Genomic DNA, 26,145 nt, shown 5'->3' with positions numbered 1-26,145 from the left:
ATGTGGTGCTGGTGTGGGTGACACCTTGTACGCCATCTATCGTGTAAGGGATGTTGTCAGAATACCCCCCAGCCTCTTCGGTATGTCGCTGGAGGAGGCAGCACTAAAGGTTCTAACGGAGAAGTATGTAGGCTACGTACACCCCGAGATGGGTGTTATAGTTGCAATATTTGATGTTAAGGTTAGCGAGGAGGGTAGAGTAATACCGGGTGATGGAGCAACTTACCACGACTCAGAGTATAGTGTCTTGGCCTTCAAGCCCATAGTCAAGGAGGTTGTTGAGGGTGTAGTTGTGTCTATCCAGCAGTCATTTGCGAGGATAAGCCTAGGTCCCGTCGAGGGCATAGCTCATATAAGCCAGGTAATGGATGAACATGTAATATTCGATCCACAGCGTCGTGCGTTCATAGGCGAGCGCACGAGACGCATAGTCGAGGTAGGCGATATAGTGAGGACAAGAGTTATCTCAGTATCGATGCCGTCGGAGCCTATTGGCAGGCCGAGAATACAGTTAACCATGAGGCAACCATACCTCGGCAAGACTGAGTGGCATAAGCGTAAGAGGATCGAGGCTAAGTAGACCTCAAAGGGGTGATAGATCTTGGGTAGGCGGGTAAAGGTGCCACCATTCAAGGCTTGTAGACGGTGTAAGAGCCTTGTACCCCGTGAGGCTACACGCTGCTCTGTTTGTGGCTCTACGGACCTCACTGAGGATTGGGAAGGTGTAGTCATAATTCTTGACCCTGAGAAGTCTTTGATAGCTAAGAAGCTCGAGATAACAAGGCCTGGAAGGTATGCGCTTAAAGTGAGGTGAAGAGGCGAAAGTGTACCATCTTTTCCATAGCCGTCTCTGTCTTCCCCAGGGCCTACGCTCCCTCCTAGCTCAGCGTATGCCTGCCGCCAAATTGTTGCCAAACGATTCGGCTGTTGCTGCTTACGCCAGACATCGTAGAGTTGTAGCTGTGGGTGATAGGGTTTCGGAAACACTTATCCGACATGGAGTCAAACCGTGGGTAATGGTGTTCGATTGTGTGGAGGCAAGGAGAGATAAGACGTGTCCGTCAATTCCTGAGGGCTATGCCATCCTGAGAACTCGTAATGAGAGATCGACTGTAGAGCCTGGGGCTGTTGAGGTTATCCGTAAAGCGCTACGCCAGGGCCATACAGTAGTTAGAGTTGATGGCGAGGAGGATTTGTTGGCATTGCCAGCCCTCCTCTACGGTGATGTGGGTTCTGTTGTTCTCTATGGCCTGCCGGGTAAGGGTGTTGTTGCTGCAGCTGTCAACCGGGAAGCGAAGTTGTTGGCCATGCGTGTTTTGGAGTTTTTCGAGCCCTGCTAGGGAGGAGGCATAAGCATTATAATCCTTGGCTAGCTGATACCGCGCGGGAGTTTAAGAGGGACACTCGGCTCTCAGCTGGCCCCGGGTGGATGCTATGGCGGAGTCGGGAGTGCCGGCTGACGTGCTTGAAATGTTAAGGCCAAAGAACGCTAAGAAGCTCAACGTAGACCTTGGCGAAGGTTATGAGTTCTACATAGTACGGGACTGGTATAACCCGCTCATAAAGAGGCGTGAGATAGACGCGGTTATACTCCATGTAGGCAAGTCTACGCCTAGCAGGATGAAGCTGCGCATAAAGGTTGCTGAAGCGCTTGGTGTGGATGCGAAGAGAGTGTATATTAGGAAGGTTCTATCCGAGTATGGTGTTGGTAGGAGTAAGGTCGAGATACATGTTTACGACACGCCCGAGCGCGCGTTGCAGTTCGAGCCTAAGCACATAATTGAGCGGAACAAGCTTCCTGAGGAGATGGAGGAGTAAGGACACTAATGTGAGGGGTGGAGCCCCATGTCGAAGGAGCTTAAGCTCTATGTGCACAGACTTTACGAGTACGACTACAACACTGGCACAATAAAGAGGAAGAACAAGATATGTCCACGCTGCGGTAGCTTCATGGCGTTCCACAAGTGGCCGGTGCCGAGGTGGCATTGTGGTAAGTGTGGACACACCGAGTTCGTTAGGGAAGCCAAGAGGTGATCCACGCCAACTATACCGTGTTGGGGGCTGGGACGAGGAGATATACGTTTTAGGGATAGAATCTACAGCACACACTTTTGGTGTGGGTATAGCCTCGACGAAGCCTCCCTATATTCTCGTTAGCGTGCGTGATACTTACCATCCGCCAAAGGGTGGTATTCATCCCCGGGAGGCTGCTAGCCATCACGCCCGTGTAGCGTCAGAAGTTATACTCGATGCGCTCCGCACCGTCGGCCTATCGATACGGGATATTGATGCTGTGGCTGTCGCGCTGGGTCCTGGTCTTGGGCCAGCGCTAAGGGTTGGTGCCACTATTGCTCGAGGGCTAGCGGCATACTATGGCAAGCCGCTGGTGCCAGTAAACCATGCCGTGGCGCACATAGAGATTGCGAGACTCTACACCGGGCTCGGCGACCCAGTAGTCCTCTATGTATCCGGCGGAAATACCGTCGTGGCTGCTTATGCCAAGGCCAGGTATAGGGTGTTCGGGGAGACCCTCGACATAGCACTTGGGAACCTCCTAGACACCTTTGCTAGGGACGCCGGAATAGCGCCACCATATATTGTCTCGGGTCTACACATTGTCGACCGCTGTGCAGAAGCAGCCTCGAAGCCAGCGGATCTGCCATACGTTGTCAAGGGTATGGATGTCTCGTTCTCGGGGCTCCTAACAGCGGCTCTACGGCTATGGACTAAGGCTGGTAGCGAGGATGAGAAGGCTGCGGTATGTCTAGGCCTACGCGAGGTAGCCTATGGTAGTGTTGTCGAGGTTACTGAAAGGGCGCTGGCTCACACGAGGAAGAAATCGGTGATGTTAACGGGCGGTGTAGCAGCAAGCCCAATACTTCGCAACAAGGTTAGAAGCATGGCATCATACCACGGTGCTGTAGCGGATTGGCCGCCACCACAGCTAGCTGGTGATAACGGTGCAATGATAGCCTGGACAGGTCTTCTCAACTATCTTGCAGGGATAACGGTTGATGTCGAGGAGTCGGTGGTGAAGCAGCGATGGAGACTAGATGTGGTGGAGATCCCGTGGAGGTAGAACAGCTAGTCGAGACGCTAGGAGAGCCCATTGCTCGGGGTGCTGAGGCCTACCTCTACCTCATAGACTGGCTCGGAGAAAGAGCGGTGCTAAAGCTTCGCCTTCCAAAGCGTTACCGTCACGCAGCACTAGATACTAGACTCCGGTGGAGACGCACGGTGACCGAGGCTCGTGCAATGCTTGCAGCTCTCGAAGCAGGGGTTCCCGTGCCAAAGCTATACTATGTGGATCCTCTCTGCAGCATCATAGTAATGGAGTATATCAATGGTGTGAAGCTGGCTGACCTTATAGAGGCGGGCGACCCCAGGGCGAGAAGCCTCGCAAGACTATTCGGGACCTACGCTGCAAAACTGCACGAGGCAGGTATAAGCCACGGAGATCTTACAACGAGTAACGTACTTGTAGCTGGCGATAACATATTCCTCATAGACTTTGGGCTGGCCTCGCTAAAGAGCAGCGAACGTGAACAAGCTGTGGACGTGCACCTCTACATGCGCAGCCTAGAATCGACACACCCTGAAGCCGTCGAGGAAATGCTTGAAGCCTTCCTTGAGGGCTACCGCAGTGTGCGGGGTGCCGATAAGACGGAAAGGATTATGGAGCTTGTGAGGGAGATAAGGCTCATGGGCCGCTATAGGGCGGAGAGGAGGACAGCATGGAGGCAAGAGTAATCCTCATCGCGACCACAAACAAGCACAAGATTGAAGAGATAAACGAGGTACTCCAGAGCTGCGGCTACCGAGTAGAGCCAGCAGCGGCATCAAAACTAGAAGTACAGTCCAATAGGCTCGAAGATGTTGCCGCCTATGCAGCCATTCAAGCATACTTGGCTTTACAGCGTCCAGTAATAGTAGAAGATGCGGGACTCTTTGTGGAAGCTCTCGGCGGGTTCCCCGGACCCTACTCATCCTACGTCTTCAAAACCATAGGTATTAGGGGGCTGCTTAAACTCCTGGAGGATGTTGAAAACCGAAGAGCATACTTCAAATCCGTCATAGCCCTAGCTCATAGTGGAGGCGTGGAAGTATTCACCGGTACAGTCCACGGAGTAATCGCTGAGAAGCCGCGCGGAGATAGGGGCTTCGGATACGATCCAGTATTCATACCCGAAGGCTCGTCTAAGACCTTTGCCGAGATGGAAACCCAGGAGAAGAACAAGTTCTCGCACCGCGGAAAGGCAGCCAGAGAGCTGTGCAGATGGCTACGGCAATACGGGCCGCCACGATAGCAGTGCTGCGAGCGATAGCACTACTTATAGCCCCCTACCGGGCATAGCCGCGCAACGAGACCTGGAGCCCCCGGGAGTAGGGGGCTCCCCAGCCCCTAGATGGGCTGGGGCCTAGCTCCCACTCGCCGGGAACGGGGTGGTGTCTTGTGGCTGGTAAGAGGAGGAAGAAGGGTAGGTCGCACTCTACAAGACCTGCAACACCCACCGTGCCCAAGTGGATACAGTACGACCCCGAGGAGATTGAGGAGATAATCGTAGACCTGGCAAGGAAGGGCTATGGTCCCAGCATGATAGGAATAATTCTCAGAGACCAATTTGGCATACCGTTGGTTAAGCCTATCCTCGGTAAGTCGATAACCGAGGTTCTAGAAGAGCGCGGCATAAAGATGGTTGTCCCTGAGGACCTCTTCCGTCTCATAGAGAAAGCTGTTAACCTCCGACGTCACCTTGAGGAGCACCCTAAGGACACTCATGCGAAGAAGGGCCTCCTAGACCTAGAGTCGAAGATTCGGAGGCTAGCAGAGTACTACAAACGCGTCGGCAAGTTGCCAAGGGACTGGAAGTACGATCCGCAGCAGGCTAAGCTGCTCGTGGCAGGCGGCCTCTACAGGGAGGAGAAGCCTGCAAGTTAGCCTTCCGAACCCCTCTACGGATCTAGATATTTTAATTCTTCACGGATTTGCACGGGTTTAGCGGGGGCTTAGTGTGAGCCTCGATGAGGCCTTTGCCAAAATTATAAGCGAAAAGGAGGCCCGCCTCCTCCGCCCTGTTGCCAGTCAGCTCGGTGCAGCACTAAAGGAGTATGGATTTGTCAGGCTCTACGTATTCCCCTCCATTGATGCTGCGTTAGCGGCTGCGATAGTGGTTAATGTTCTACAGCGCAATAACCTCGCATACGCTGTTAGGTTTACAGTCAAACCTCCGGGCGAACTCGTCGAGCCAAGCTTACTGATAGGCTATCCCGCTAGCGTAGCTGAGGAGGTTACAGCGAGGAGGCCATCAGCCCTCATAGGTTATGGGGAGCAGCCTCAGGGAATCCTACCCATACCCGTAGCGGTAGTCAACGACTCTAGTGTGGCAGCGCTTACGGCGGCAGTGCTGAGCGAGGTAACGATAGTAGGGCCGTTTATGATTTATGGTGTTATAGCAGGCTACTGGAGAGAGCTGGATCGGGGCAAGAAGGCGTCGTTTACCGGGTTCGAAAACGCGCTGCTTGACTTGCTGAAGCTTGAGAACCGTGTTGAGGAGATGTTTACCCTTCGGCTTTTCCGCTGGGCGCTGGAGCCTACCGAGGAGGCATTAGCGTTAACCCTAGACCCCTACCTTCCCGGGCTAACAGGCAACCGTGATGCAGCGGTGGAGTTTCTGAAGAGCGATCCGCGGCTAGCACAACTCTTAGGGAAGAGGGTGTCGGAGGCGCCGGAGCACCCGTTGACAGTGCTGGGCGAGAAGCTGTACGAAATACTGAAGAAGGCTAGCAGGGTTCCAAGGAGAGCTTCAGAGGTCATAGGCTTCATCTATACGAGCTATACCGCGCCGCTTCCAGACCTGCGGGAGGCTAGCTTAGTGCTGGCAGACTATGCCGAGCGGGTAGGCCTCTACAGCCTCCTATCACTGGGTGTTGAGGAGAGGCTTGCAGCAGCCGCAGCCTATACACGCTACCTCAAGGACTTCAGCATAGTGGTGCAAGTGGCTGAGCAAGTACTATCTAGTACAAGTACCTACGAGACAAGGCGCGCTGGCAAGCTACAGCTAGCAGTATTCAGCGAGAACACGCCAGTACTTCTGGCTGATCGTGTGCTCCGCAAGCTGGGCTACCTAGCACCAGAGCAGATACCAGCAAAACGGAGTGGAGACAAGCTACTTGTAAGCCTTGAGGAGGTTGCGAGCCGTCTAGGCTACCAGCAACTAGTGCAACTCGTAGAGTCGGGTTGTATAGCACCCATAGAGGCTAGTGTATGGGGGTGGGTTAATGCAGCAAGCTGCTAGCAAAGCCCGGATAAGGGTAACATTAACGATACATGGTGTTGAGAGGAGTGTTGCGGAAGCTGCTATAGAAGCACTTAAGCCGGATGACGAGACGGCGCCAAGCTGGATGAGAATAAACGAATCCTATGACGATGAGGGGCTTCATATAACCGTAGAGGCTGATGTTGACAACCCTAGGAAACTTGGCTCCATAAGGAGCACTGTGGACGAGATGCTGGAGTTTCTCTACGCCCTCCTCAAAACACTTGAAGCTACTGCTAAGACTTTAAAGGAGCCGGGCCAGCAACACGGCAGGCTCGGGGGTACCGGGTAATGAGTCGTAGGGCGGTTAGCATCCGCGACAAGTGGAGGCTCAAGAAGTGGTATGAGGTTATAGCACCGCCCGTGTTTGGTAACGTAGTGTTGGGTACCACGCCAGCTGACGATCCAAGAAAGCTGATAGGCAGGGTTATGGAGACGACGCTATACGACATAACCGGCGACTTCTCGCTAGTACATGTCCACCTCTTCTTCCAGATTGTAGATGTCGATGAGGAGAACTTGAAAGCCTACACGAGGTTTAAGGGTCACGAGCTGGCAAGGGACTACATGAAGAGCCTCATAAGGAGGAAGAGTAGCAAGATACAGGGTATATTCAACGTGCAGACCAAGGATGGCTATGGGCTGAGGATAACCGGTGTAGTACTCACAACCTACAGGTGTAAGACAAGCCAGAAGAGGGCTATACGTAAGATAATGGGTGAGATAATAACCAAGCGGGCAGCCGAGATGACACTAGACGAACTCATAAAAGCAATGCTCTTCGGCCAGTTAGCCAACGAGATATTCGAGGCAGCAAAGAAGATCTATCCGCTAAGAAAGGTCGAGATATACAAGTCAAAGCTACTCACGGTACCCGGACCAGACGGCAAACCACAGCCAGCAGTAGTAGTATCACCACTAATGTACGAAGTCCGCTAGCGCTCTGTCCAAACATTTTCCCATTACAAGCCTACTCCTAAATTCCTCAGCTATTCAATGCTGAGTTCTTTCCCTGGCATACAATTCCCAGGCCTTAGCTGTGGGTGGGTTGGGTATTGTCTAGCGGCGCTGGCGGCCGGTGTGACTACATTCTTGTAAAAACTGTGCTTGGTATGGAGCGCGTAGCAGCGAGCTATATAGCCGAGATTGATCCGGGTGCAGAGGTTATACCTGCGCCGCGTGGGTTTAAGGGCCTGGTTCTGGTTAGGCCTTCCCGCGACAAGTACAAGGTGGCTGAGGAGTTAGAGAAGCGTATTCCAGAGGCAGAGAAGATCGTCGTCATTGAAGGGTGTGCGCCTGCGGATCCCCGTGAGATTGCTAGGGTTGCAGCGGAGCTAGCGCCGCAGTACATCTCTAGCAATGAAACCTTTGCTGTTCGGACTGTTAGGCGTGGGCGCCACAACTTTACAAGCATAGACGTAAACGTGGTCGTGGGCGATGCTGTTAGGAGGGCTACTGGTGCACGGGTAAACCTGAGGTTTCCCGACAAGGTTGTTGCTGTTGAGATAATTGCTGACCGGGCATTCATAGCCTTCTATCCCGGCTCCAAGGAGTGGAAGAAGATGCGGCCAGGCAAGTATCCCGTCTACAAGCTGCTGCGCCGCATAGCTATAGTGCAGATGCCTTACCTAGGCCCTCTCGATGCTTGCAAGACGATGGGTGTGAGGATAGGTAGAGAGGTGCAGAACTTCGAGGTGGGAGAACTCGTCATAGCTCCTATAGGGCTTGTTGATGCGCTCCAGCTCAAAACATTCCTTGAAGGAGTTTTCGAGGGTATCGAGTCTAGGTACCAGGTGCAAGTGAAGAGCTATGGTAGACAAGTATACAAGGTCCCCGTCTATGTACAGGATCTATACCAGCTTGTTAGGAGCCGCTTCAACGAACCCATAATAGTCTTCGAGCCTGAGGGAGATCCGGTCTCGAAGCGGGCCAAGGACCTCTACGAGCTTCTCCGTAGTGGCCGTCGGGTAAACATGTTGTTTGGGTCTAGGGAGGGCATACCTGAGGGTGTATACCGCTTTGCAAACCTCGTACTAGACTTTGCGCCGGGCGTAACCCTCTCGACAGAATACGCTGCTGCTGCGGCAGTCATAGCTGTCGTAAGTGTTGTCCATGACTATTTTGCCTCTGAGGAGGAAGAATCTTAGACGCTTACACCTCTCCTTTTCAGCTCCATGGATAGCTGCCTGGCTAGTATGGGGTCCTGCCGTCCTAGCTCTCTCAAGAGCCTCCTAAGACTCTGCAATGGGTCGGCAGACCTCTTTGGTATCCTCCTGCGCCGGAGGACGAGCTGTGGCTGTTCGGGTTCGAAGTAGGCTTTGAGGTCGCTGAAGAGGGACTCCCTGGCTTCACGCGAAACTGCTGGCTCATAGATACTAGCTCCAGCCTCGTTTAACAGCTTCTTCACAAGATCATTGACATCGTCATCGCGGCTCTCCTTCAAAAGCTCGTATGCAGCTCGGATAGTTGCCTCCTTACTCTCACTCCTAGCTAACTGTAGCACGGCATTCGCCGCTATTGCTGCTAGCCTTGAGGCTATCATCCTGGCAACGCCTAGACCCGTATCCACGGGTTTTAGTGGTGTGTAAAGCGTGTCTGCCGCAGCTAAAAGCGCCTCCTTACATGCCTTCTCGTCTTCTCCCCGGATGCAAGCCTCCACCACGTGGTCTAGAACCTTTGAGAAGACAGACGACATTATGTTACGCCATGCCAAGCCCCATCCTCCACCTCACAATGCCCCGGTTAATATCATCGGTATTTAAAGCTGATTTGTGCAGGTGCTGCAAAGGCAGCACCGTGAAACCGTAAGAGGGGGCTACCCGCTAGACGAGTACATACACCTGGCTGGCCAGAGAGGGCGCGGCAAGGAGCTTTCAAACAAGCTGGCGGAGGTGGAGGCTCGACTAGAGACATGAGGAGGCTTCGTATACCCTCACTCGAAAAGTGGGTTATGCTAGGTACACTTGTCGGCGTAGTCTCAGGGCTTGCGGGTACACTCTTAACGGTTGGTATCGAGGTTATAGCAGAGCTATTCGCGGAATATAGTGGTATAGACCTCATAAAGGGTGAGGTTTCGGAGCCATCACTGGTACTGCCGTTACTGGTGGCCCTTGGCGGGCTAGCCTCCGGCTTGCTGACATACATGTTTGCACCTGAAGCAGAGGGTCATGGCACGGACTCGGTGCTGGAGGCGTTCCATTGGCGTGGCGCGTTTATAAGGCCACGGGTGCCACTGGTTAAGCTTGCTGCATCCTCGGCCCTCATAGGCCTTGGTGGGAGTGCAGGGAAGGAGGGTCCAATAGCGCTCATAGGGGCTGGATTCGGCAGTGTATTGGCAGACATACTCCATCTTACGAGGAATGAGCGTCGCCTATTAGTCCTTGCAGGTGTTGCAGGTGGAATTAGTGCCGTTTTCCGGGCTCCACTAGGTGCAATGCTGTTCGCTCTAGAGGTACCCTATAAGCGTGACATGGAGGTAGAAGCTATTCTTCCCCTGGGAGTGGCATCCATAGTAGCCTACGTGGCCTCGGTTACAATTCTCGGGTCGGGGCGGCTCCTATGGCTTCCCGAGGTCGGACTCCAAAGCTCTCTCGAACTAGTCCTCTATGCGGTTCTCGGTATAGTTGCAGGTCTCGTTGCAAAAGTATACGTTAGGCTCTTCTACGAAATACGTGACGCCTTCAAGGTGCTGCCAATACCTGTCATGTTGAAGCCGGCTCTTGGCGGGCTTGTAGCCGGGTTTATAGGGCTGCTATTGCCCCATACACTAGGCCAAGGCTATCCGTTTCTCGAAAGAGCATTGCTAGGCAAGCTAGCTTTACCAGTTATTGTAGCTGCGATAATAGGCAAGATGCTCACCAATGCGTTTAGCATAGCTTCTGGTGGCTCTGGAGGAGTGTTTGCCCCCTCACTCTTCATAGGCGGTATGCTCGGAGCTGCATTCGCGCAACTATACACGGACAATCCAGCCACGATAGCATCGTTCTCCGTGGTCGGCATGGCTGCGTTCTTTGCTGCTGCTGGCAAGGTGCCCTTTACATCGATCATAATAGTCTCCGAGATAACAAGAGGCTACGAGCTAATAGTGCCATCGGTCGTAGCTGTAACACTCTCCTATGTCGTCTCTGGCCAGGACTCGATATACGAGAAGCAGGTTAACACGCGTGCCGACTCTCCCTACTTCCTACGAGAGCTGGGTGAAAGGCTGCTAAGGCAGATCAAGGTCCGTGATATAATGACGAGAAGCGTTGTCGTGGTGAGGCCCGACGATCCATTGAAGCGTGTAATAGAGCTAACAGCCGAGACACACCATACAGGATTCCCTGTAGTTGTTGACGGTAGAGTTGTTGGCATGATAACTCTGAGTGACGTCCTACGCTATCGGCATAGTGAACTCGGAAAAGTAAAGGTCAAAGAAGCTATGACTAGAAGCGTCATCGCAGTTCTGCCCGACGACTCGCTAGCAGATGCGCTTAGGAAAATGCTACGCTACGGTATCGGCAGGCTACCTGTTGTAGAGAACTACGAGTCCATGAAGCTTATCGGGATAATAACCAAGAAGGATATTGTCAGAGCATATGAGACTATAAGATCCATACCATAGTCTCCGGGCTCGTGGCTAACCGCCAGAGGGGGTTGGGCTGCTATGCTGCGCCTACTCATAATATCCGATGTGCATGCGGCCTTTAAGAAGCTGGAGAAGCTTGCAGCAATCGAGCGTGACATAGTAGTCCTGGCTGGTGACCTGGCCCGTTGTGGCTCGGTCGAGGAGGCTGCTAGGGTGCTGGAGATTCTTGCTGCACAGGGAGCCCCAGTGGTCTGGGTGCCAGGCAATTGTGATGCAAGAAGCTTGGCTGACTATACTGGGCCTAGTAACACATTTAACGTCCACGGACGCGTCGTCGAGGTAAACGGCTTGGTGTTTGTGGGTGTTGGAGGCTCCACTCCTACGCCCTTCTCCACGCCATTTGAGATGGGGGAGGATGAGGTAGCAGCTGTACTCAGCAAGGCGTTCAATAGCGTCGCTGGGCGTCATGCTCGCCTCGTACTTGTTACACATTCACCACCTTACGCTAGCGGTTTAGACAGGATTCGGGGCGGCGAATACGTTGGTAGTAAAAGTGTCCGTAAAGCCCTAGCCGAGGCTAGGCCTCTGCTAGCTGCAACAGGCCATATACACGAAGCTTGGGGTGTAGCTAGCGTTGAGGGAGTCACAGTCGTTAACCCAGGCTCGCTAGCAGAGGGTCGCTACGCAATAGCTCTCGTAGACCTGGAAATGGGGGTTGTTGTTGTTAGAACGCAGAGGCTAGGCTAGAAGTGGCTGTGCTCGGTAATCCCGGCCACTATCCCCATGTACTGGTCGGCGAAGAGCGCTCTCCTCACAGCACAGCCGGGTTGAGGGATGGGCACAACTACAGTTATAACCTTCCACCCGGTGCTTGGGCAGGCCGGGGTGTAGATAGTGTCAACAGCAGGGCTCAAGGGGATTAATGCTGTTGGACACCTCGGATGGGTCGAGGTAAAGTGTAGGATTTGTGCGCGCAAGCTGGATGTTACACTCGACATAATATATGCGTGCTCCTACTGTAAGGACAAGTACGAGGCATACTTCTGTCCAGCCGATGCCAGGAGGCTCCACTACCGCTGTCCATTCTGTGGCAGAGAGCTGCAGCCGATAACGCCGTGGATTATACAGCAGCGTCGTCGGCAAATGTAGCTCCTCTTTCTGCAGCAAGCCACCACGCAGCTAGCGTCACGGCTATGGTTTTACTTCTCTGCGGGCTCGTTGCTTCTCTGGGCTGTTACTGTGTTGATATTATCTTTAGCTTGTTCCAGGGCTAGGCATGGCTGATATGGGTGTAGGCGTCTTGAGCGTGCCTCCGGCAGCTGAGCAGCCAGAGATTGTTGAGGCTGAGATGGGGGTTGCCGAGTACTGGTACGAGACCTTTCGCAGGGTTCTAGTCATACCAGCGGGGAATGGATGTGTATTGTTATCGGTTGATGTCTACTCGAAGCTAGATGGTCTGGAGGGGCTCGAGATCCTAGAGGTGGTGGAGTCAGGCAGGGTCAAAGTTTACTATGCTAGGTATCCCGGTAAACCGCCAAGCCTCGACAGCCTAGAGCCCGTTAAGGCTGAGTTAGTCGTGGTAGAGGCTCTAAACCCTGATGTGGGACACCGGGTAGAAGCTGTCAATGTGAGGCTCCTCTACTGCGGGCTAAAGGGGAAGCCGGGCTACCAGGAGGTTTGGAGCATCTACCGGAGAATAGTCGTGGATATTGAGGGTAGGGATCCAGAGAAGAGCCCCCTTCGGCCTCCAGAGCTTGTTGAGAGGGTTTACCGGTACCGGCTTGGCTAGGCTGCAGGGCCCGGTTTTGCCTCCACGCTAATTAGCGGGTTTACCCGGAATTTATTCTAACTCGGGATGGTAGAGCATGTCTATGCCCTTCTCAGTGCTTGCGGAAACCTTCGAGAAGCTTGAAAGGGTTACAGCTAGAACCCAAATGCTACTATATCTTGTAGAACTCTTCAAGAAGACGCCGCCAGAGATTATAGACAAGGTTGTCTACTTCATCCAGGGCAAGCTGTGGCCCGACTGGAAGGGCCTACCAGAGCTTGGCATTGGCGAGAAGATGTTGATAAAGGCGGCCTCCATAGCCCTCCACGTATCCGAGAAGCAGATAGAGCAGCTTGTAAAGAAGCTGGGGGACACCGGTAAGGCTATTGAGATGATTAAACGGGAGAAGCAGCAAAAGCAGAAGGCAGTGGGCCTCCTAGCCTTCATGCAGAAGCCCTCTGGCGGCGAGAGCACGCTAACTGTGGAGAAGGTGTACGACACTCTTGCAAGAATAGCGCTGGTTCAGGGTGAGGGTAGCAGAGATATCAAGCTCAAGCTGCTGGCGGGTCTCCTCGCGGAGGCTAGTCCGCGCGAGGCAAAGTACATTGCAAGATTTGTTGAGGGACGGTTAAGGCTTGGTGTGGGCGACGCCACCATTATGGAGGCTTTAGCAGTAGTCTACGGCGGCAGTGCGGCGATGAGGAGTGTTGTTGAGAGGGCTTACAATCTCCGGGCAGACCTAGGCATGGTGGCTAAGATACTTGCAACACAAGGTATAGACGCTCTCAAGAACATAAAGCCGGAGGTGGGAGTCCCGATAAGGCCAATGCTCGCAGAGAGGCTCAACGATCCTGTCGAGATAATAAAGAAGCTCGGCGGCCGTGCCCTAGTAGAGTACAAGTATGACGGTGAAAGGGCGCAAATACACAAGAAAGGCGATAAGATATGGATATTCTCCCGTCGTCTCGAAAACATAACCCACATGTACCCAGATGTTGTTGAGATGGCTAAGAAGGGGATAAAGGCTGAGGAAGCTATCGTAGAGGGCGAGATAGTAGCGATTGACCCAGAGACTGGTGAGTTCCGGCCATTCCAGGTCCTCATGCACCGCAGGAGGAAGAAAGATGTACATGCAGTCCTCTCTGAGATACCTGTAGCAGTATTCCTCTTTGACACGCTATACGTTAACGGCGAAGACCTAACCTTGAAGCCCCTACCAGCACGCCACGAGGTCCTCGAAAAGATCATAGAGCAGAGTGACACCTGGAGAATCGCCGAGGGCATAGTAACTAGCGATCCCCAGGAGCTGGAGAGCTTCTTCCTCAAGGCAATCGAGGATGGTGCTGAAGGTGTAATGGCGAAGGCGATTCATGATCGTAGCATCTACCAGGCAGGCGCCAGGGGCTGGCTATGGATCAAGTATAAGAGGGACTACAAGTCCGAGATGAGCGACACGGTAGACCTAGTAGTCATAGGTGCATTCTACGGCAAGGGTAGACGCGGCGGCAAGTTCGGAGCACTGCTCATGGCGGCCTATGACCCCGACACAGACACGTTCAAGAGCGTATGCAAGGTTGGCAGCGGCTTCACAGACGAGGACCTCGAACGTCTAGACGATATGCTGAAACCCTACATCAGCGACAAGAAACCAGCAAGAGTTGATAGCCAAATGAAGCCGGACGTGTGGGTGGAGCCTACGCTCGTGGCAGAGATCATTGGTGCAGAGCTAACGTTAAGCCCCATACATACATGCTGTTATGGCTGGGTCAAGTCTGGTGCGGGTATATCAATAAGATTCCCGCGCTTCATAAGGTGGAGGCCTGACAAAGGCCCCGAGGATGCTACCACTACAAAGGAGCTTTACGAGATGTATAAGAGACAGCTGAGAAGGATAAAGGAGGAGGAGGCACCAACCGGAGTCTAGCTACGAGAAAGCTAGCACTACGGCCTTGCACGGCTAGTCATCTTCGGTATTTTCAGGTTACACATTGTAAGCCCTAGGCTAAATTAAGCCTCCTTAGCTACCGTAGTGGGGTGGCTGTGAGGACTACCCGGCAAGTAGGAGCCCCTCGTGCTGGGCGGTGACTGTTCAGAGTTTCGCCGAGCCACAATTAGCGAGGAGTCATGGGGCGATGAAGATGGACCCCGATACTTAACACTATCATACAGCTTGCAGACCCCGGCACTATGGCCGGGGGATGCTGTGGGGCCGGCGCTTCAGAGCCCCTTTCTAGGTCTCTCCCCCCTCCTTTGCTTCCAGTCTGCCGTGTTTGGGATGTAGGAGGACGTGCAGTAGCTTTCTGGCATTGAGTGTGCCTATAATCTCGCCTCTGTCGTTGACAACCGCTATTATTGGTTCATGGAGTATTGAGGGATCTGAGAGTAGTTCAGCTACAGTGGTGTCCGCTCTGACAACCGGAACCTCCATGCGTAGCAGGAATTTCACCGGTATGTGGCTTAGCAGCTCTGAGCTTATGCCGACAAAGTCCTCGGCAACGATGTAACCTACCGGATGAAGATTCTCATCGACTACAACTGCTGCACCACGCTTTGACACTATTTCGGCTGCATAGTCTGCATAGGTATCCTCTCTCACTATGTCACGGTCTAATGGTAGATCCTTCACTCTTAGCCTCGGTACCTCGGGAGCACGCTCAGTGATCCGTGCCGAGGCTGAAGCTGATACTGCTGAGAGGAGTATAGCTACCAGTGTTGCCGTGTATAGCTGGCCTCCAATTCTCCCCGTCTGCAGCATTGTTGAGAGCAAGGCGGCGTCGACACCACCCTTTGCTAGGAAGGCTAGTAGTTCTCGCCCCTGAAGCCCTTGAAGCCATGCAATGTAGAGCTTTGGCGCTGATACCGCCGTGAAGAATGCTGATGCATAGGCTAGCGAGACTATATCGACCCGTGTCGCCTGGAGTCCTATGCCTATGAAGAAGAGGGGTTCCAAGAGTCCATAGGTTAATGCGCGTATCCTTTCAAGGTAAAGGGGTCTCTGCATCATGTACTCTGAGAGGAAGGCACCGAAGATCAATGCTGTTACAGCTGCGTTAAACCCCATTATTTCAGCTATATAGCTTGCAGTGACTATCAATGCTATCACGATGGCAAAGGGTGCCTCCCTAGCTGCAACGTAACGTTCAACAGCCATGAGAACATCATCGAGATAGTGTCTACCAATAAACAGTATGAAGCCTACAAAGACAGCTGATTCTAGGAGGCGGAGAAGGTTAAATCCTTGTGTTGCAACAGCGTTAAAGATTACTAGGCCTCCAAGCTCGCTAAGAAGGGCTGTTCGCAGGATACTTATCTCCCTATTACCAATCCCTCCCTTGGCCATCAGTATCTTTACGAGTGGGCCAACACTAACAATCGCGAGTATTAGTGCTAGACCTACAGCAGTACTAGCCTCGAGACCAATGTAGTAGAGTAGGGAGAAGGCTGTAAGGGTTGGCAGGCCGAGTAGAAGTATGCCGTATAGAAGCTCTTGCCGTGTAGGCATAAGCATTGCAGGGTTTGAAAGCTCCTCTACGCCGGCTAGGAAAAGTGTAAAGTTTATACCTATCATGAAGAGGATGGCAGCTCTCTCCATAGCCTCGGAAGGAACTATTCCAAGTACTCCCTCGCCGAGGATTACTCCCGCTAGGATCGCTCCGAGGAAGCTGGGGAAGCCGATACGCTCCATAAACTCCTCTGCAACCTTTGCTGCTAGCAGCAGAAAGCCAACGTAGACAGCAGCTACGGTTACCTCCATCAAGACGAAAACCCCTAGGAGGGGGGGTGAAGGTTAAGCTACTTAGGCGTACCTCCTGGCCCTTTTAGTGGTTACATAAATGATGAGGGTGTAGCTGTGCCGCTCCTCTCTGGGCTTGTGGCTGGAAACCTCTTCCACAGTATCGAGTTTATGAGTAGGAATATGTTTACAAGCCTAGCTGCATCATCGACGATTCTCTGCTTGGTTGCTTCTGCACCGTCAATGTATATCTCGGCTATGATTCCTACCGGACTGCCGAGACTACCCTGCAGCGCTACCCTACAGTAGGGGCATAGCATTAGGAGCTTCTCGAGCATGCTAGCTGTAAGCCTAACCCTCTCCTCGATGCTAAGCCCCTCAATGAGCTTTCTATGGTGCTCAGAGATATTGACGCCAATACCGAGCGTTACTGCACCGCCACGGAGACCCATAACCCTCAACTTTACCTGCAGTGGCGGTGGTGTCGAGACCAGGAGGCCCCACTCAGCATTCGAGGGCAGTGGACCCTGGAATGATACTACTATGAAGCCAGCACCAGCTAGCCATCCCGCTATACGATCCTTTAGCTGCTCACCGGTAGACTGCAAGGCTTCAAAACCCTGCCAATGCTTAAACGGGGATTCTTTATTGAATCTTGCCCCTTCACACCCACTAAATTTAGGGCTGGGTGTATGAGTTAGTGTGAGTGGAGGAGGTGACAAGTATATGCCCATAGAGCGTGTGAAGACTGGTATACCGGGCCTAGACGAGATACTAAATGGTGGTATACCTAGGAGGAACGTGGTATTGCTCAGCGGCGGGCCCGGCACCGGCAAGACCATTATGAGCCAGCAGTACCTATGGAACGGCCTGCAGATGGGTGAGCCAGGTGTCTACGTGGCACTAGAGGAGCATCCAGTACAGGTTAGAATCAACATGGCCCAGTTCGGTTGGGATGTAAGACCATATGAGCGCGAGGGTACCTTCGCTATAGTGGATGCGTTTACCGGCGGCATAGGTGAGACTGCAAAGAGAGAGCGCTACGTAGTCCGCGATCCAACGGATGTGGGTCTCCTCATCGACGTTCTAAAGGAGGCTATAAGGGATACTGGCGCCCAGCGCGTAGTAATAGATTCCGTCTCCACGCTCTATCTAACAAAACCCAGCGTAGCTAGGAGCGTAGTAATGATGCTCAAGCGTGTTCTAAGCGGCCTCGGCACCACAAGCTTCCTCGTAAGCCAGGTATCCGTCACCGAGAGAGGATTCGGTGGTCCGGGCGTAGAGCACGCAGCAGATGGTATCATAAGGCTAGACCTCGACGAGATCGACGGTGAGTTGAAGAGGAGCCTAATAATCTGGAAGATGAGGGGCACAAAGCACAGTATGAGAAGGCATCCATTCGAGATAACAGATAAGGGCATAATAATCTATGCAAACAAAGTCCTACGCGTAACAAGACGTGGCGTCTATGAGGAGACAGTTAGCAGTGAAGAGAGCTAGAAATCCCTTCTTCATTTTTAGATGTACAACCCATATACGGGTCACACTCATAGTCATGTCCTAGCCTCTATACCCCATGAAGGCATATACACCTCTATGAGTTTTGTGGTCTTTTTCGAGAACTAGCTGCTCGTAGCAAAGCAGGAGACTACTGGAGGATGGGAAGGCGTGTGGTGATCCTATCTGTATGTCGAGCTGTTGCTGTGCGCAAGAACGTTTACATAATCTACTCTGCAAGCTCTATGAGGCAATTGTAGAGTCGCTAGTTTCCAGAGGAATAATGTTAGGATGTGATGTAGAAGGATGCAGTGTGGCTGGGGCATGTGGGGCCGATCTTGTAGACGTGTTTGTGGCTCGGTGGCTCTTCCATCATCACCCAAGCTCTTTTTCCTCCATAGCCCTGCTCAGCGTGGGGCTGCAGATGTCCATGATCTCCTCATAGCCCCTAGGGCTGGAGGAGGGTGAGCGGCTAGTGTTTTACCCCTTTCCACCCTATGTGTGCTTCCGGAAGCTCTGGTTTTGGTAGCGTGGTGGGTATTGCTTGGCTAGTGATGTTGTTGTGAAGAGGAGCCTGGTGCTGGGTGCTTCAAGGCTGGGTGTTGCTGCGGGAGGTATCGTCTCAGGCTTGGTTACTCTTATACCAGTCCTTTTCCTCAATATTGGTATACCAGTGGAGTATGTGGAGAAGATTTTCCTAGCCTTATATGTTGCTGCACTTCCAGTTCTCCTAGCATCCATGCATACTCTCTATCAGATAGCACGTGGCTTGGCTGGGTCCTGTGGTCTCGGCAGGATCGATCCGATATCGTTTATTGCTGCTCTATTACCCTTGGGTTACCCTATAGCGCTCTACATGGTTCTAAGTCTTGCCTCACATTGTGGGAGCTTGAGAGGCAAGCTCTCGCCGACACTGATCGACGTGTTTCTCAACCTGATAACATTTGGGCTCCACTCGATAGTCTACTCTATAGCGTTCAACCGTATACTGGATATCGTTATCTCAGAGCTTGGTGAGCCATATTAGCGGGACACTTGCTGCGATAAGGGCATGTTGAGCACCACGGCCCTGGCCTGGGCTGGGCAGGTTTCTCGCCGCGCCAATAAGCGAGTAGGGGAGCGAGAAGCTCCTCCTCCGCTGCAGGGTCGTGCGCTAGGACGTGGATGTAGCTGTTGCCGAGGGATGCCGGCTTTATCTCGTTCTCGAGTACCTTGAGGGCTTCAGCTAGCTCTCTAGGACTATGTGCAGCTGCGAGGACGAGCTTTGTTCCTGGTGTAAGCCTAAACCCTGCAGCTTCTAGGAGCTGTGCATAAGCGTATAGCTTTACCCGGTCGCTGTGGTAGAGGCGTGATGGCCTACTAGTAATCTTGCCTATAACTATGGCCTCAACCCTGCCGTGAGCGAGTAGTATGGCGTGGGGTCTACCTATGACCGGCACGTTTTGCAGAAGAGCTGCCACGGGTGTGCTAAGAGCGAGTCTTTCAACAAGCTTGCGTGGTAATAGTCTCCTGGCTTGGAGGACTGCCTCAACGAGCACCCGGGCATCGCTTGGTTTTCGGGGCGCTTCTACCTCGCCGCTCAAGAAGCCAAGCTCTAGCCTCATCTCGCAGAATGCTTGGTTAGCTAAGAGTCCCGGGGTGACATAGGGTAGGCCGTGGTGAAGGCAGCAGTATTCGCCTTGTGCTATGGCCTCTAGAAGCTGCCTCGTAGCCTCCAGTATGGTCTCCAGCTCTCTGACCCACACTTCTATCATCACCGCATAGCTTAGTTGGGATATTTCTAGTAGGTTCTGCTAATATGCGAAGTGTATGGCTACGTAATCCATATTACCTTTTATTCCGCAACCCAAAATAATGGCTGGTGTATAATGATCGATTATGACAGGTTCCTCTCCGATTATGCAAAGAGTGTCAGGGCTTCAGACATACGCGAACTCCTTAAAGTAGTAGAGCGTGGTGGTGTTATAAGCTTCGCTGGTGGCCTACCTGACCCCAATACCTTCCCCAAAGAGGAGATAGCACAGATAGCAATGGAGGTAATAATCAAGCATGGAGAGAAGGCGCTACAGTACGGTCCCACCAGGGGCTCAGCATACTTCCTAGAAGCTGTTAGAGAGTTCTCTAAGATGAATGGCATACCTGTGAGAGAGAATGAGGGGATAATAGCCACTGTTGGTAGCCAGCAATCCCTATACCTTGTTGGCAAGACACTTGCAAACCCTGGAGATTACATTGTAACCGAGGAACCAACATACCTTGGCGCCATCCAGGCCTTCCGGAGCAGTGGTGTACGCTTCCTCACCGTGCCAATAGACGAGGATGGTATGAGAACCGATAAGTTGGAAGAGGTGCTCAAGGAGGCGGTAAGCGAGGGCATAAAAATCAAGTACATATACACTATTCCGACATGTCACAATCCTGCAGGAACAACGATGCCCATGGAGAGGCGAAAGCACCTCCTCGAGCTAGCAGAGCAGTACAACATACTAGTGATAGAGGATGACCCATACAGCTACATAACCTTTGAGGAACGCGAGGTAAAGCCGCTAAAAGCTATGGACGAGTCTGGCAGGGTCATCTATCTGAGCACCCTCAGCAAGATACTAGCTCCAGGCATAAGGCTTGGCTGGGCCATAGGCCCAGAGCCAATAGTAGCCAAGATGGAGCTTGTAAAGCAGGGCATGGACCTACATACACCCACGCTAACCCAGTACATTGCCGCCGAGATACTAAAGCGGGGCATCATAGACAGAAACATACCGAAGATAAAGAGGATCTACAAGGAGAAGCGTGATGCAATGTTGAGGGCACTTGAGCAGTACATGCCTGAAGGCGTTAAGTGGACCAAGCCTATAGGTGGCCTCTTCATCTGGGTATGGCTGCCAGAGAAGATTAATGCTAGGAAGCTGCTAAATAAGGCGATAGAGAATGGTGTAGTATTCGTGCCTGGAGACTCATTCTTCCCCAACGGCGGCGGCAAGAACACAATGAGGCTAAACTTCAGCTATCCATCGCCGGAAGAGATAGAAGAGGGTATTAAGAGACTAGCAAAGACCATAAAGGAGATGCTCTAGCCGAGCCTATACACTAGACCCAGCCATGGAGCTGTCTCCGGTGGTTTTTCCAAGCCCTCAACCACTCTCACGTATTCCCCTACGAGCCTCCAAACCCTATCCAAGAGCCTCCAGCCACAACTCCCTCTATGTGCCTCGCCGTCTATCCAGCCCACAAGGATTATGTACTTCCGTCTCCTCCGGGATACGGGTACATTATAGGCAATGGTATGTAGGGGGTGTAGCACGATTAGGCTCGGAGAATAGGTCTCAACAACACCTATGGCATTGGCGCTAGCAGCTGCCAGTACTATAGCATCGTAGTGTCTACCCGAGGGCGGCCTGGTATAGACCCTTGCTCCCATTTCCCGAGCTATACGGGTTGCTTCCTTCACATTTGTAACAATATCCACGTCTAGGCCAGCGTCAAGTGCTAGATGCGCAGCTGAGAGCCCATAGAAACCAGCGCCGTAGACTAGTACACTACGTCCAGCAGCCTCTAGTTCTTCAGCTACACTGCAAGCGGTAACGGCGTCGGGGTAGAAGACGAGCCGGGGTTCAAGCCTACCAACGGGTATGAGTAGGCTAGAGGGGGCAGAGGTGTACTCTGCAAGCCATCCATTAACGTTTAGAGGTGGTAGGTACTCGGGGCTATAACCTCCTAGGACGACCTGCCTACCTGGCAAATCAGTGTCGGCATCCACACCATGCTCTGCTACTACGCCCGCGCCTGAGCAGCCAGCTATGCGTTGCCGCGAAAGGGGCCACCAAGCCGCAAAGCCGTCAATGCTACACCATCGTGCAAGCTTGACACGTAGTAATACCCATCCACGGGGCACTAGTGGCTGGACATGCTGCACAGAAACAGAGCCTCTATCAATCACAATGCTGGGCACGCCCGGCTCTAGCGTGGCAGTTGGCAAACTCTTGGCTGCACCTCCTGGAGGGCCAGGTCTATGCTAACTGGTAGCACTATAATACTGGCGGCATCGACTTAAAGAGCCCGGTGCCATGGAAATGCTGGTACTAGCCTCTACACGGACTATCCCGGCTATGCTGCCGGAAAGCATACGCATACTATACGAGGCTGGCTTTGACTCTGTAGATGTGAGCTATAACAACATAGAGAGGTTTGACATAGACTACCCTTCAGCATATAGCTACTTCCGTGCAGCCCTCCAAGAGGCTAGTAGACTTGGAGTAAAACCCCTAACGCTACACGCGCCCTGGGAAGAATATTATCTCATAATGCTCGGTAAGAACATAGAGTACGCGGTTGAGGAGGCAAGAATACTTCTAGACATGGCCTACAGCTACGGTGTCGATGTAGTTGTATTTCACCCATTTTCAGCCCAGCGCGTTGGCGAGTCGAGGGTAGTATGGCTGAACAAGAAGTTCTTTGCATTACTGGCAGACTACTCGGAGCACGAGGGCCTCTCCATAGTTGCTATAGAGAATGCAGAGCGTAGAAAGCCGTGGAATAGCATAGCGGCAATAACTTCCCTAGCGAGGAGTGTTGGTAGTCAAAGGCTTTCAGTCTGCATTGATGTAGGTCATGCAAATATCAACGGCTACACTCCACAGAGGATAGGAGAGGAGCTGGAGGGCGTAGAGCCTATATGCATACACATCCACGATAACGATGGCAGAGAGGACAAGCACGAACTGCCGGGAACCGGGACCATAGACTGGGAGGGCATAGCAAGTCTTGAGAGTATCGTAACTGCCCGCTATCATGTAGCGGAAGTGGACTGTAATGGGTCGCCGAGGCTCTGCGCTGTAAAGGCGAGGATAGCGACCACAGTAATATCCCAGCTTTATCTTAAATACCAGGCGTAGAGGCTAACCAGAACGGGCTGTGGTCCTTGCGTCGCGATCAGGTTGTAGGTATTGGAATGCTCCTCGTAAGCCTGGGCGTCATAGTGTTCTATGCTATAGCACTCTTTAAGCCTGACCTGCTTGGGAAAAGTGATCTAGACTATACGCTTGTAAAAGTGACGGTGTTCATTGCTGTAGCAGCAGTCATGGGCATCTTGGCCTGGATAGGCTATACGCTAGCAACAACACCGCCGCCAAAACCCATTGAGGAGATCGAGAAGGAGATAGAGGAGGAACTCAAGAAACTTGAACAAGAGCTAAAGAAGGAGGAGCAAGAGAAGAGTCAGCCTTGAAACACCTCCCCATCCCGGCCCTAGGCGGCGGTAAGGGTTCACGGCCCTCATCACTCCAGTATTTTGTGCTAGTGTTACTCGGGGGTTATCACTAGCTCCCTATCAAGGAATAACACTGTGTAGAGGCTTGTAGCCAGCATGGCTAGAGAAGCTATAGCCAGCGCGAGGATAGCTGGCCCTACAGCTCCAGCTCCAGCAAGACCTATAGTAGCAGCTAGCTCTCCAATAATCATTGAGCCTATGAGCCTTCTATACGCTAGACTTGCGTATAATTCGCCCTTTTCAAGGTAGCCATCCTTGTTGTATACTCCGTGGAAATGTTTTGGTTGTATACTAACCGAGACAATGTTGTAGCCCAGTATTTGGCGTATATCGATGCCGATGAGCCCCTTGTCTAGTACTAGTTCTTGGTTTGCTAGAGATGGGTTATAGACTAGATTGTTGCGTGCCAGGATCTCAGCAATTGCAGTCCCGTAGCTTGTTAGGGTAGCCTTTAGCATTAGCGTACCCTTTCCACCGTAGATTCTTATGAAGAAACTGTCTACAAGGCTATAGGCTTCATCGCCGAGCTTAAGCTTAGCCCTAACCTGGTAGCTTGCAACATAGCTGTCCTCGGTTCTTGCATCAACTATAGCGTATGCCGAGCCTGCTAGCAGCATAAGTATAAGCATCGCCAGGACACTCTTGACCAGAGGGTTTAGCTCACGGCCACGATAGAAGAAGGGCGAGTAGAATACTATCAGGCCAAACAAGCTCCTCGTAGCAGCCTGCATGCGTAGCAACAGTATCCTAGTCCTACTAGCTACGAGTGGCAAGATGGCCATGCCAGATACGAAGCCTCCCGCGTGGGCAAAGAATGCTACAGCACTTGCGGCAAGAGTGTAACCCATGTAGACCTGCATTGCAAACCAGAAGAGCAGGTAGTAGACTGCTGGTAGTGCAAAGCAGAACGGTATGAAGCCAAGGAAGAAGCATGCGGTGAGCCTTGTACCCGGATATAGCAGCATGTATGCCCCGAGGACCCCGCTTATAGCGCCGCTGGCGCCTACGCTGGGTATTGCTAGGCCAGCCGGATTCACCACGTACATGAACACTGTGTGGAAGACAGCTGCTACGATGCCGCTTACAAGGTATAGTGCTAGGTACCTCCAGTGTCCGAGGGTCTTCTCCACGGCGCGGCCGAAGAGGTAGAGGAAGTACATGTTGAAGAATATGTGTATGAGGTTTGCATGGGTAAACATCGCTGTTAGTATCCTGGGGAACTCTGATGGGGGTGTAGCGAGGAGTGCTGCTGGGACAAAGCCTAGCCTGGAGACCCATTCATCGGTTGTCTGCCAGAATCCTGTCGGAGCGGAAGTTACGAGGTAGACGAGTACGTTAATAGCTATAATAGCGTATGTTGCCAGGGGCGTCTCTGGCGCGGGACCGCCAGGCCCCTCAACGGCTAGCGGTAGTTCTCTCGTAAATCGGCCGCGTAGAGGGCTACACCACCAGGCTCCACACGGCACCAACATCACGCCCATGACCTTCTTAGGCTTTCGCGGGTAGCAGTGTGTTAATGTAAGAGGCTCTTATAAATACCCCCAGGAACGCTGACAAAACTAATGGTCCTCCCAACCACTGTTAAAGGGGTCTGGATAGGTTTGCTAGACGATATACGCGACATTCTCGTAAAGGCGCTGGGATTCACTAGCGGGTGGCACATAGATCTTGCCGACATCCGTGTTGAGAGAATTCAGTTCACCAGAATAGACGTCGAGAACGGCACAGTCAAGATTTCATCGGGCATAGACTATGGTGCGGCTGTTCGTGTATTCGTAAACGGTGTGATGGGGTTCGCGTTTACAACCAGGGTTACAGTAGATTCGTTAAGGCGAGCCCTAGAGCAAGCCTACTCCATGGCCTCAGCGCACCGGGAGAAGCTATCCAAACCCCTAACGTTTGAAGCGGTTGAAGACTACTATGAGGCTCCGGTTAAGAGGAGTATTGTTGACGTACCAATTGACGCCAAGCTATCCGATGTGCTGGAGCTCGACAAGGCTATTGCATCGGCGCCTCAGGTAAAGTCGCGCAGAGTGGTCTACGTAGAGAGGGTCGAGGAGCGCTACTATGCAAGTACCGAGGACCGCGTGCTGGGCGAGAAGAGAGAGCTAGTATATGTTTATGCCTCGGCATTCGGTGTCGAGGCCGGGGTGCGTGCTGCAGCTCATGTAACCCAGGGGACGATAAAGGGGTACTATGTCTGGGAGAAGACTAGCCAGGAACAGCTGGCCCAACAGCTACTCAAGAGGCTCACAAACCAGTTCAAAGCCAAGACGCCCAAGGCTGGCAACTTCCCAGTAGTATTAGCACCAGAAGCCCTTGGTGTCTTTGTCCACGAGGCATTTGGCCACCTTGCTGAGGCCGATCTTGTTGTTGCGGGTAGCGCGCTTCAGGGCAAGAAGGGAGAGAAAGTGGCCTCGGAGCTAGTGACAATAGTTGATGATCCAACTATAGAGGATGGTTTCGGCACGATAAAATACGACGATGAGGGCGTGAGGACGGCGCGTGCAGTGATAGTCGAGAGAGGGATACACAAGCAAGTCATGACGGATCGTGTCCATGCTGCAATGTTGAATGAGAATCCCACGGGTAATGCTAGGGCAGAATCATTCCGACATGCGCCACTTGTACGTATGAGGAATACTGTGCTCCTACCAGGAGACCATAGCGTTGAAGAGGTGTTTGAGGGGATAAGATTTGGCTACTACGTTGTTGCAACTTCTGGCGGCCAGACAAACATGGATGGAAGTTTCCAGGTGGGCATCGAGGAAGCGTACGAGATAGTAAACGGTGAGGTTGGCGAACCAGTGCGCAACCTCAGCATAGCTGGTAACACATTGGAAACATTAATGAACATTGATGCTGTAGCGAAGGACTTCAAGGTGTTCTATGGTCGCTGTGGTAAGGGCCAGCTAGTATACGTATCCGACGGCGGCCCCCACGCACGCGTTAAGAAGATGACCGTGGGAGGTCGCGAGTAGGCCTCCATGCATTCCT

General features: G+C 52.6%; 31 protein-coding genes. 25 read left to right on the top strand and 6 right to left on the bottom strand.

The features are described 5' to 3' along the window. Positions 1–13 precede the first annotated feature (13 nt). The 13 genes from HBUT_RS02285 to HBUT_RS02225 all read left to right on the top strand — a co-directional run bounded on the left by HBUT_RS02285 (position 14) and on the right by HBUT_RS02225 (position 8,464). Positions 14–580: a DNA-directed RNA polymerase gene (locus tag HBUT_RS02285; protein WP_228546753.1), complete on the top strand. Its 567-nt coding sequence runs from the start codon at positions 14–16 to the stop codon at positions 578–580. 21 nt (positions 581–601) lie between these two features. After that, on the top strand, positions 602–814 hold the full coding sequence (gene spt4, locus HBUT_RS02280; protein ID WP_011821622.1) for a transcription elongation factor subunit Spt4: 213 nt from the start codon (positions 602–604) through the stop codon (positions 812–814). Between the two features lie 76 nt (positions 815–890). After that, positions 891–1,340 carry a GTP-dependent dephospho-CoA kinase family protein gene (locus HBUT_RS09165; RefSeq protein ID WP_228546779.1) on the top strand — a complete coding sequence of 150 codons (450 nt, stop codon included), beginning with the start codon at positions 891–893 and terminating at the stop codon, positions 1,338–1,340. Between the two features lie 94 nt (positions 1,341–1,434). Continuing rightward, entirely contained in the window at positions 1,435–1,818 is a 384-nt protein-coding gene (locus HBUT_RS02270; protein ID WP_228546752.1) for a 30S ribosomal protein S24e, read from the top strand. Positions 1,819–1,845: 27 nt separating this feature from the next. After that, the gene (locus HBUT_RS02265) at positions 1,846–2,034 is read left to right on the top strand and encodes a 30S ribosomal protein S27ae (RefSeq protein WP_011821619.1); all 189 of its coding nucleotides are present in this window, start codon (positions 1,846–1,848) and stop codon (positions 2,032–2,034) included. Continuing rightward, complete coding sequence (gene kae1 / locus HBUT_RS02260) at positions 1,988–3,079, top strand: KEOPS complex N(6)-L-threonylcarbamoyladenine synthase Kae1 (RefSeq protein WP_011821618.1); 1,092 nt, start codon at positions 1,988–1,990, stop codon at positions 3,077–3,079. Before HBUT_RS02265 ends, kae1 begins: the two co-directional genes overlap by 47 nt. Further along, positions 3,070–3,750: a Kae1-associated kinase Bud32 gene (locus HBUT_RS02255; RefSeq protein ID WP_052287736.1), complete on the top strand. Its 681-nt coding sequence runs from the start codon at positions 3,070–3,072 to the stop codon at positions 3,748–3,750. The genes kae1 and HBUT_RS02255 overlap by 10 nt, the downstream gene beginning before the upstream one ends. Further along, positions 3,735–4,307: an XTP/dITP diphosphatase gene (locus HBUT_RS02250; protein WP_011821616.1), complete on the top strand. Its 573-nt coding sequence runs from the start codon at positions 3,735–3,737 to the stop codon at positions 4,305–4,307. Before HBUT_RS02255 ends, HBUT_RS02250 begins: the two co-directional genes overlap by 16 nt. A 146-nt stretch (positions 4,308–4,453) precedes the next feature. Then, entirely contained in the window at positions 4,454–4,939 is a 486-nt protein-coding gene (locus HBUT_RS02245) for a 30S ribosomal protein S15 (RefSeq protein WP_011821615.1), read from the top strand. Positions 4,940–5,012: 73 nt separating this feature from the next. Further along, complete coding sequence (locus tag HBUT_RS02240) at positions 5,013–6,296, top strand: hypothetical protein (protein ID WP_011821614.1); 1,284 nt, start codon at positions 5,013–5,015, stop codon at positions 6,294–6,296. Further along, positions 6,280–6,609, top strand: coding sequence for a KEOPS complex subunit Pcc1 (locus tag HBUT_RS02235; RefSeq protein ID WP_011821613.1), 330 nt, complete (start codon positions 6,280–6,282; stop codon positions 6,607–6,609). Before HBUT_RS02240 ends, HBUT_RS02235 begins: the two co-directional genes overlap by 17 nt. Further along, entirely contained in the window at positions 6,609–7,256 is a 648-nt protein-coding gene (locus tag HBUT_RS02230) for a 30S ribosomal protein S3ae (protein WP_011821612.1), read from the top strand. Before HBUT_RS02235 ends, HBUT_RS02230 begins: the two co-directional genes overlap by 1 nt. A 116-nt stretch (positions 7,257–7,372) precedes the next feature. After that, on the top strand, positions 7,373–8,464 hold the full coding sequence (locus HBUT_RS02225) for an SPOUT family RNA methylase (protein ID WP_011821611.1): 1,092 nt from the start codon (positions 7,373–7,375) through the stop codon (positions 8,462–8,464). Here HBUT_RS02225 and HBUT_RS02220 read toward each other — a convergent pair. Continuing rightward, positions 8,461–9,030, bottom strand: coding sequence for a hypothetical protein (locus HBUT_RS02220; RefSeq protein ID WP_011821610.1), 570 nt, complete (start codon positions 9,028–9,030; stop codon positions 8,461–8,463). The genes HBUT_RS02225 and HBUT_RS02220 overlap by 4 nt on opposite strands. A gap of 58 nt (positions 9,031–9,088) precedes the next feature. Here HBUT_RS02220 and HBUT_RS09440 point away from each other — a divergent pair, with 58 nt between their 5' ends. The 6 genes from HBUT_RS09440 (at position 9,089) to lig (ending at position 14,576) form a co-directional block, all read left to right on the top strand. Beyond that, complete coding sequence (locus HBUT_RS09440; protein WP_153801360.1) at positions 9,089–9,232, top strand: hypothetical protein; 144 nt, start codon at positions 9,089–9,091, stop codon at positions 9,230–9,232. Then, positions 9,229–10,920: a chloride channel protein gene (locus HBUT_RS02215; RefSeq protein WP_011821609.1), complete on the top strand. Its 1,692-nt coding sequence runs from the start codon at positions 9,229–9,231 to the stop codon at positions 10,918–10,920. The genes HBUT_RS09440 and HBUT_RS02215 overlap by 4 nt, the downstream gene beginning before the upstream one ends. Before the next feature lie 42 nt (positions 10,921–10,962). Next, the gene (locus HBUT_RS02210; RefSeq protein ID WP_011821608.1) at positions 10,963–11,631 is read left to right on the top strand and encodes a metallophosphoesterase; all 669 of its coding nucleotides are present in this window, start codon (positions 10,963–10,965) and stop codon (positions 11,629–11,631) included. A gap of 147 nt (positions 11,632–11,778) precedes the next feature. Further along, complete coding sequence (locus HBUT_RS02205) at positions 11,779–12,033, top strand: hypothetical protein (RefSeq protein WP_011821607.1); 255 nt, start codon at positions 11,779–11,781, stop codon at positions 12,031–12,033. A gap of 151 nt (positions 12,034–12,184) precedes the next feature. Beyond that, positions 12,185–12,673 carry a hypothetical protein gene (locus HBUT_RS02200; RefSeq protein ID WP_011821606.1) on the top strand — a complete coding sequence of 163 codons (489 nt, stop codon included), beginning with the start codon at positions 12,185–12,187 and terminating at the stop codon, positions 12,671–12,673. A gap of 76 nt (positions 12,674–12,749) precedes the next feature. Then, positions 12,750–14,576 carry a DNA ligase gene (lig, locus tag HBUT_RS02195; protein WP_011821605.1) on the top strand — a complete coding sequence of 609 codons (1,827 nt, stop codon included), beginning with the start codon at positions 12,750–12,752 and terminating at the stop codon, positions 14,574–14,576. 306 nt (positions 14,577–14,882) lie between these two features. On the opposite strand, the gene HBUT_RS02190 is transcribed toward lig, so the two are convergent. After that, positions 14,883–16,406, bottom strand: a complete 1,524-nt coding sequence (locus tag HBUT_RS02190; RefSeq protein ID WP_228546778.1) for a cation:proton antiporter domain-containing protein — start codon at positions 16,404–16,406, stop codon at positions 14,883–14,885. Between the two features lie 71 nt (positions 16,407–16,477). Continuing rightward, a complete protein-coding gene (locus tag HBUT_RS02185) occupies positions 16,478–16,993 on the bottom strand; it encodes a DUF2299 domain-containing protein (protein ID WP_011821603.1) in 516 nt (171 codons plus the stop codon). Between the two features lie 118 nt (positions 16,994–17,111). Between HBUT_RS02185 and HBUT_RS02180 the strand changes: the two genes are divergently transcribed. Further along, positions 17,112–17,885, top strand: coding sequence for a KaiC domain-containing protein (locus HBUT_RS02180; protein ID WP_011821602.1), 774 nt, complete (start codon positions 17,112–17,114; stop codon positions 17,883–17,885). A 541-nt stretch (positions 17,886–18,426) separates the two neighbouring features. Further along, the gene (locus HBUT_RS02175) at positions 18,427–18,909 is read left to right on the top strand and encodes a hypothetical protein (protein ID WP_011821601.1); all 483 of its coding nucleotides are present in this window, start codon (positions 18,427–18,429) and stop codon (positions 18,907–18,909) included. Here the strand turns inward: HBUT_RS02175 and HBUT_RS02170 are convergent. Then, entirely contained in the window at positions 18,881–19,627 is a 747-nt protein-coding gene (locus tag HBUT_RS02170) for a PD-(D/E)XK nuclease family protein (protein ID WP_011821600.1), read from the bottom strand. The genes HBUT_RS02175 and HBUT_RS02170 overlap by 29 nt on opposite strands. Before the next feature lie 123 nt (positions 19,628–19,750). Here HBUT_RS02170 and HBUT_RS02165 point away from each other — a divergent pair, with 123 nt between their 5' ends. Further along, the gene (locus tag HBUT_RS02165) at positions 19,751–20,956 is read left to right on the top strand and encodes an aminotransferase-like domain-containing protein (RefSeq protein WP_011821599.1); all 1,206 of its coding nucleotides are present in this window, start codon (positions 19,751–19,753) and stop codon (positions 20,954–20,956) included. Here the strand turns inward: HBUT_RS02165 and HBUT_RS02160 are convergent. Next, positions 20,953–21,858 carry an MDR/zinc-dependent alcohol dehydrogenase-like family protein gene (locus HBUT_RS02160; protein WP_048061395.1) on the bottom strand — a complete coding sequence of 302 codons (906 nt, stop codon included), beginning with the start codon at positions 21,856–21,858 and terminating at the stop codon, positions 20,953–20,955. The genes HBUT_RS02165 and HBUT_RS02160 overlap by 4 nt on opposite strands. 88 nt (positions 21,859–21,946) lie before the next feature. On the opposite strand from HBUT_RS02160, the gene HBUT_RS02155 reads away from it, so the two are divergent. Both HBUT_RS02155 and HBUT_RS02150 read left to right on the top strand, forming a co-directional pair. Next, positions 21,947–22,774, top strand: a complete 828-nt coding sequence (locus HBUT_RS02155; RefSeq protein WP_083756270.1) for a sugar phosphate isomerase/epimerase family protein — start codon at positions 21,947–21,949, stop codon at positions 22,772–22,774. Between the two features lie 26 nt (positions 22,775–22,800). Continuing rightward, positions 22,801–23,106, top strand: coding sequence for a transcriptional regulator (locus tag HBUT_RS02150; RefSeq protein WP_011821596.1), 306 nt, complete (start codon positions 22,801–22,803; stop codon positions 23,104–23,106). A gap of 74 nt (positions 23,107–23,180) precedes the next feature. Here the strand turns inward: HBUT_RS02150 and HBUT_RS08830 are convergent, their stop codons facing one another. Next, the gene (locus HBUT_RS08830; protein WP_011821595.1) at positions 23,181–24,614 is read right to left on the bottom strand and encodes a rhomboid family intramembrane serine protease; all 1,434 of its coding nucleotides are present in this window, start codon (positions 24,612–24,614) and stop codon (positions 23,181–23,183) included. Between the two features lie 96 nt (positions 24,615–24,710). Between HBUT_RS08830 and HBUT_RS02140 the strand changes: the two genes are divergently transcribed. Further along, a complete protein-coding gene (locus HBUT_RS02140; protein WP_110138729.1) occupies positions 24,711–26,129 on the top strand; it encodes a TldD/PmbA family protein in 1,419 nt (472 codons plus the stop codon). Positions 26,130–26,145 lie beyond the last annotated feature (16 nt).

Source organism: Hyperthermus butylicus DSM 5456, from assembly GCF_000015145.1.
Classification (GTDB): domain Archaea; phylum Thermoproteota; class Thermoprotei_A; order Sulfolobales; family Pyrodictiaceae; genus Hyperthermus; species Hyperthermus butylicus.
Note: the sequence above shows the minus strand (reverse complement) of the source record. Positions and strands in the feature narration are given on the sequence as shown.

What these genes read in the sequence shown, in the direction of transcription:
- HBUT_RS09165 (WP_228546779.1), top strand. Translation starts at nt 891, where the DNA reads ATGCCTGCCGCCAAATTGTTGCCAAACGATTCGGCTGTTGCTGCTTAC.
- HBUT_RS02270 (WP_228546752.1), top strand. Translation starts at nt 1,435, where the DNA reads ATGGCGGAGTCGGGAGTGCCGGCTGACGTGCTTGAAATGTTAAGGCCA.
- HBUT_RS02265 (WP_011821619.1), top strand. Translation starts at nt 1,846, where the DNA reads ATGTCGAAGGAGCTTAAGCTCTATGTGCACAGACTTTACGAGTACGAC.
- HBUT_RS02250 (WP_011821616.1), top strand. Translation starts at nt 3,735, where the DNA reads ATGGAGGCAAGAGTAATCCTCATCGCGACCACAAACAAGCACAAGATT.
- HBUT_RS02235 (WP_011821613.1), top strand. Translation starts at nt 6,280, where the DNA reads ATGCAGCAAGCTGCTAGCAAAGCCCGGATAAGGGTAACATTAACGATA.
- HBUT_RS02230 (WP_011821612.1), top strand. Translation starts at nt 6,609, where the DNA reads ATGAGTCGTAGGGCGGTTAGCATCCGCGACAAGTGGAGGCTCAAGAAG.
- HBUT_RS02215 (WP_011821609.1), top strand. Translation starts at nt 9,229, where the DNA reads ATGAGGAGGCTTCGTATACCCTCACTCGAAAAGTGGGTTATGCTAGGT.
- HBUT_RS02210 (WP_011821608.1), top strand. Translation starts at nt 10,963, where the DNA reads ATGCTGCGCCTACTCATAATATCCGATGTGCATGCGGCCTTTAAGAAG.
- lig (WP_011821605.1), top strand. Translation starts at nt 12,750, where the DNA reads ATGTCTATGCCCTTCTCAGTGCTTGCGGAAACCTTCGAGAAGCTTGAA.
- HBUT_RS02190 (WP_228546778.1), bottom strand. Translation starts at nt 16,406, where the DNA reads ATGGAGGTAACCGTAGCTGCTGTCTACGTTGGCTTTCTGCTGCTAGCA.
- HBUT_RS02180 (WP_011821602.1), top strand. Translation starts at nt 17,112, where the DNA reads ATGCCCATAGAGCGTGTGAAGACTGGTATACCGGGCCTAGACGAGATA.
- HBUT_RS02165 (WP_011821599.1), top strand. Translation starts at nt 19,751, where the DNA reads ATGATCGATTATGACAGGTTCCTCTCCGATTATGCAAAGAGTGTCAGG.
- HBUT_RS02155 (WP_083756270.1), top strand. Translation starts at nt 21,947, where the DNA reads ATGGAAATGCTGGTACTAGCCTCTACACGGACTATCCCGGCTATGCTG.
- HBUT_RS02140 (WP_110138729.1), top strand. Translation starts at nt 24,711, where the DNA reads ATGGTCCTCCCAACCACTGTTAAAGGGGTCTGGATAGGTTTGCTAGAC.